Annotated in this window: 4 protein-coding genes and 2 pseudogenes; all 6 read left to right on the forward strand. The window is 47.2% G+C overall.

From position 1 onward, the window contains the following. The first annotated feature begins 564 nt into the window (after nt 1-564). The gene (locus tag HMPREF9304_RS08025; protein WP_008126020.1) at nt 565-2,376 is read left to right on the forward strand and encodes a reverse transcriptase/maturase family protein; all 1,812 of its coding nucleotides are present in this window, start codon (nt 565-567) and stop codon (nt 2,374-2,376) included. Nucleotides 2,377-2,482: 106 nt separating this feature from the next. Then, nucleotides 2,483-3,073, forward strand: a pseudogene (gene traN / locus HMPREF9304_RS08030) (conjugative transposon protein TraN); the annotation flags it as partial. 1 nt (nt 3,074) lies between these two features. Beyond that, nucleotides 3,075-3,659, forward strand: a complete 585-nt coding sequence (locus tag HMPREF9304_RS08035; protein WP_023058442.1) for a conjugal transfer protein TraO — start codon at nt 3,075-3,077, stop codon at nt 3,657-3,659. Beyond that, complete coding sequence (locus tag HMPREF9304_RS08040; RefSeq protein WP_036928122.1) at nt 3,659-4,504, forward strand: toprim domain-containing protein; 846 nt, start codon at nt 3,659-3,661, stop codon at nt 4,502-4,504. Before HMPREF9304_RS08035 ends, HMPREF9304_RS08040 begins: the two co-directional genes overlap by 1 nt. 26 nt (nt 4,505-4,530) lie before the next feature. Beyond that, nucleotides 4,531-4,992 (forward strand): DUF3872 domain-containing protein, encoded by a 462-nt coding sequence (locus HMPREF9304_RS08045; RefSeq protein ID WP_036873511.1) that lies wholly within the window; start codon nt 4,531-4,533, stop codon nt 4,990-4,992. Continuing rightward, nucleotides 4,976-5,158 (forward strand): annotated as a pseudogene (locus HMPREF9304_RS14965) (lysozyme); the annotation flags it as partial. The gene HMPREF9304_RS08045 and the pseudogene HMPREF9304_RS14965, both read left to right, overlap by 17 nt. Nucleotides 5,159-5,207 lie beyond the last annotated feature (49 nt).

Raw genomic sequence — 5,207 nt, forward strand, 5'->3', positions numbered from 1 at the left:
AGTGCGCCCATAATAGGGGCTTGATAATAATCACTTTGGCAAGTGATTAGGTTAGTATTCCAATTTATAAACCTATCCCAGACCGACTTATCCGAATGGGAAACCAAACGGGGAGTGAAGCATGTCGGTAACGCGATAAGTCAGTTAATTGCTAAACTGCGACTGAATTGCTATGGGAAAAGACAGACACGAGGATGAAACCTGATTGGTTGAACAATAGTCCTATGACTAATGTAGAGGTGGCAACGGAAAGCAGTTATATACGTTGCCTCGCAGTACCCACGCTTATTGAACNGAGTGATGGGCAAGGAATTTACTGCGACATATCCGTCAGAGAACAGAAAAGGATGTACGTTGCATCCGACAGTCTGTCAAGCCAAGTTATCAAGTCCACTAAATGGGGATTGCCTACACGGAGATGCCGAAAGGCTATGAGCACAGGCTCTGAAAACTCCGCATGGCAACGGAGTTCCCATAGTAGTCTGAGCGTGGGAAAGCCACGTACATGGCGAAGGGGAACAGCTCGGTAATTTTAATATTGTCAAACGATAACGTGTGAGACGTATGAGAAATCCAGAGACCATATTAAACAGTTTATCTGCACATAGCAAAGATGTGCATTACAAGTACGAAAGGTTGTACCGCATCCTATTCAATGAACAGATGTTTTATGTAGCCTACCAGCGCATTTATGCGAAACCGGGCAACATGACACCCGGCTCAGACGGCAAGACCATTGACGGAATGAGCGTTGATAGAATAGGACATCTGATAGCTGCGCTAAAGGATGAAAGTTACATGCCAACGCCTGCCCGAAGAGTCTATATCCCTAAAAAGAATGGGAAGAAAAGACCATTGGGCATCCCATCAATCGAAGACAAGATGGTGCAAGAGGTCGTCAGACTTATTCTTGAAGCTGTCTATGAGGGACATTTTGAGAAATCCTCGCATGGATTCAGACCAAGAAGAAGCTGTCATACGGCTTTGCGTTCCATCCAAACTCTTTTCACTGGTGCGAACTGGTTCATCGAAGGTGACATCAAAGGATTCTTCGACAACATCGACCACCATATTCTGATTGAAACTCTTCGTGAGCGCATATCAGATGAAAGATTTCTTCGACTGATATGGAAATTCCTAAAGGCTGGATATATCGAAGATTTTACATTTCACAAGACGTATTCGGGAACTCCCCAAGGAGGGATAATAAGCCCTATCTTGGCAAATATCTACCTTGATAAGTTCGATAAATACATGCGTGAATATGCGGAATCATTCGACAAGGGCAAGAAAAAGCGGGAAAACCCACTCCACGCAAGTTACAGCCGAAAGGCTGTAAGATTACGCAAGACTATCCGAAACGCCACTGATGAGGATACGAAACGTGAATTGCTGACACAACTGAAAGAGGTGGAAGCTAAGACACGGAGAGTGCCGGCATCTATGGCAATGGATAGTAATTACAAGAGACTTAAATATATCAGATATGCCGATGACTTTCTAATCGGTGTAATTGGTAGTAAAGCAGACTGTGCGAAAATGAAAGAGAACTTTACAATATTCATGAGAGACAAACTAAAGCTTGAACTCTCCGAAGAAAAGACCCTTATCACAAATGCGCAGGATTCAGCAAAGTTTCTTGGGTATGAAATCTCTGTCAGAAAATCCGAAGCCATGAAGCGAAACAAGCTGGGATGGCTGAAGAGACCGTTCAGCGGACGCATAATACTGACTCTGCCTATCGCCTCCGTCCAAAAGAAATTATTGGAACTGAAAGCAATGGAGCTTAGGGTAATCAATGGAAAGGAAATCTGGTATGCCATGCCACGCAATTACCTGACCAAAGAAGACCCAGCCACAATTTGCGCACGCTATACAACTGAAATCAGAGGTTTGTACCAATATTATAGGATTGCGGACAACATCTCTTTTGCAGGAAGTAAATTCGGTTACATAATGCGATATAGTTTCTGCAAAACTTTGGCAAAGAAACTAAATTCATCAACTGCCAAGGTTATACGAAAGTACAGAAGAGACCATGACTTGGCGATACCTTATCAAGCAAAGAAAGGAGAAACCAAGTTCCGAATATTCTATAATGACGGCTTTGCAAGGCAAGAGCCGGACAAAGACGCAACCTGCGATAATCTACCTAACACGTTTGTACTTCCTTTCCCCACTCTTGCGGAGAGACTCATGGAGCACAAATGTGAATTGTGTGGAGCAACCAATGTCAAGACCGTAATGTATCAAGTCCGTAAACTCAAAGGTATAAATACCGATACGGAGTGGCACCGACTGATGATTAAGAAATGGCGTAAGACGTTGGCAGTATGCAAACATTGTAATGCAAAAATTCATGCCCATGACAAATAAACTGACATTACCAGTGGAGAGCCGTATGCAGGGAGACTTGCACGTACGGTTCGGGGGCAGGCTATGGGAAACCTACCACCGAAAGGTGGTAAGGCGCCCATCGCCGAGCCTACATGTCAAGTATGCCGACGAGCCGCTGCTCTTGAACGTGGAGATGACGGACTTTATTCATGACGGTGCGAGCGTAAACCGCCCAAACAATGCGATGGAGGTCTATCTGAAGGAACTTGGCAGCGAGAGTCCGATGCTGGTAAGGCTCATCATGAAGTCCATCCATAAGGAGAATAGGCGTACCGTCAAGCACATCGGCAGCAAGGCGTTTGGCATTCAATATTTGCTTCGAGGTCTGTACTCGCACAACGGGTTACTGTACTTCCACACCGAACTGCGCAACAAATCCAACGTTCCGTTCGACATCGACTTCATCACGTTCAAAATCGTGGATAAGAAGGTTGCCAAGCAGACCGCCATGCAGGAGCAGGTACTGCTTCCGCTGCGTGCCTACAACTATGTTACCTGTGTGGCGGGACAGAAGAGCGGTCGCACGGTGTTCACGCTTCAGAAGTTCACCATCCCCGATGACAAGCAGCTCATTGTGGAGATGCACGAGAAAAACGGTGGGCGACATCAGTCCTTCATCGTGGAGAACGAAGACCTTGTGCGTGCAGGGGAGATTGACGAACTCAGAGTGAAGTAATATGAGAAAGTCTCTATTTTCCATATTTATCGTGATGCTTGCCCTCTTTGCAGGGCAGGCACACGCCCAACGCTGTCTGCCCAAAATGAAGGGCATACGCCTGACCGCAGGCATGGCGGACGGCTTTTATGCCAAGTCTGCCAGCAACAACACAGGCTATATGTTCGGGGCTTCGCTTGCCACCTACACTAAAGGCGGACATCAATGGGTGCTTGGGGCGGAGTATCTCTGCAGATACCACCCTTATCGGGATAGCCGTATCCCTACGGAGCAGTTCACGGGCGAGGGAGGTTTCTTCTGTAATATGCTGTCCGACGGGAGCAAGACCTTCTTCCTCTCCGCAGGCGTTTCTGCCTTGGCGGGATATGAGACGGTCAATGGTGGAAAGAAACTGCTCTTTGACGGCTCGACGCTACGAAATAAGGACGGCTTTCTTTATGGTGGTGCCGTTACCTTGCAGGCGGAGACTTATCTGACGGACAGATTGGTGTTATTGTTCTATGGCAGGGAGTGTTGTCTGTGGGGTGGCTCTACGGAGCGTTTCCATGCCCAGTACGGTGTCGGACTGAAAATCATGCTGGACTGATGGACGTGCGACAAATGAGAAAAATCCCCATTGCGGACTTCCTGAACGCAATGGGGATTCAGCCAAAAAAGCAGAAAGGTGGCATTCTCTGGTACAATGCTCCTTACCGCACGGAACGGACACCCTCGTTCAAGGTCGATACGAATAAAAATGTATGGTTCGACTTTGGAATCGGCAAAGGGGGCGACATTTTCGACTTAGCAGGAGAGTTTATCGGAAGCGGTGACTTCCTCCTGCGGGCGGCTTTCATTGCAAAGAGTGGAACGTGTCCGCCACTTGCTTTGGAACAACCGCAAAGAAGCGAAAGGAAAGGACTTATCTTCGAGGATATTTGGGTGCGACCATTGCAGAATCCCAGACTGCTGGGTTATCTGGAAGAACGGGGAATCAATGCCCACGTTGCCATACCCAACTGCGAGGAGGTTCGATACCGGGTGCATGGCAAACGGTACTATGCCATCGGCTTTCGTAATGAGGCAGGAGGAATGGAATTGCGTAATCGCTTCTTCAAGGGCTGCATCCCTCCGAAGGATATTTCACTGAAGCGTAACGGTTCGGACGTGTGTGCCGTATTCGAGGGCTTTATGGATTACCTCTCCGCTATGCAAATGGGCATCATCGCTTCGGACTGGCTTGTGCTTAATTCCGTCTCCAACGTGGAAAAAGCGGAGAAAGCCTTGCAGGGCTATGAAAGGATAGAATGCTTCCTCGACAATGACGAGGCAGGGAGAAGGACTTTTCAGAGATTGCATGGCTGTTTCGGGGAGAAGGTCATCGACCGTTCTGCCCTATATGCCAAACATAAGGATTTGAATGACTACCTGCTGTCTCAAAGGCGGGTGTGAGTGTATAATATAAAATGTAACAAACAATGAAGAAGAAAATATTGAATACAATTTGGGTAATGGGGGTACTCTCCATTGCTGTGTTTTGTTTATCTGCTTGTAATCACGAGCTGGATATTCAGCAGGCGTATCCGTTCACGGTAGAGACAATGCCGGTGCAGAAGCATATCGCCAAGGGACAGACGGCGGAAATACGCTGCACGCTCAAACGGCAGGGGCGATTTGAAGATGCACGCTATACCATCCGTTATTTCCAACCCGATGGTAGGGGGAGATTGAAGATGGATAACGGTATGGTCTTCAAGCCCAATGACCGTTATCCGCTCACGAAAGAAGAGTTCAGGCTATACTATACTTCCGCATCCACAGACCAACAGACAATAGATGTGTATGTGGAGGACAACTTCGGGCAGACGGCAAAGCTCTCGTTTGAGTTCAACAGTCAGAAGAACGAGGAAAAGGAGAAGAAGGATGAGGATAGGAAGTAAACTTGTCGTCTTGTGCCTTGTCTGCCTTTCCTGCTTACGGCTTTCGGCTCAGGACAGAAGAAATGTACTTCTCTCGTTGCCGCCCTTTGAGCGTGCCGTTGTCTGCATCAAGCATTTTGAGGGCTTACACGGGTTCAAAGATGCTCCCTATGTCGGATACGGGCATCATTATCCTAACCTTGATATTATCCTAACTTTATATTGCAAATGATTGA

The organism is Hoylesella timonensis S9-PR14, assembly GCF_000762405.1.
GTDB classification, from domain to species: Bacteria; Bacteroidota; Bacteroidia; order Bacteroidales; family Bacteroidaceae; genus Prevotella; species Prevotella timonensis_A.

Excerpts from the sequence above, each read along its gene's own strand:
- HMPREF9304_RS08040 (WP_036928122.1), top strand. The coding sequence starts at position 3,659 with ATGGACGTGCGACAAATGAGAAAAATCCCCATTGCGGACTTCCTGAAC.
- HMPREF9304_RS08045 (WP_036873511.1), top strand. The coding sequence starts at position 4,531 with ATGAAGAAGAAAATATTGAATACAATTTGGGTAATGGGGGTACTCTCC.
- HMPREF9304_RS08035 (WP_023058442.1), top strand. The coding sequence starts at position 3,075 with ATGAGAAAGTCTCTATTTTCCATATTTATCGTGATGCTTGCCCTCTTT.
- HMPREF9304_RS08025 (WP_008126020.1), top strand. The coding sequence starts at position 565 with ATGAGAAATCCAGAGACCATATTAAACAGTTTATCTGCACATAGCAAA.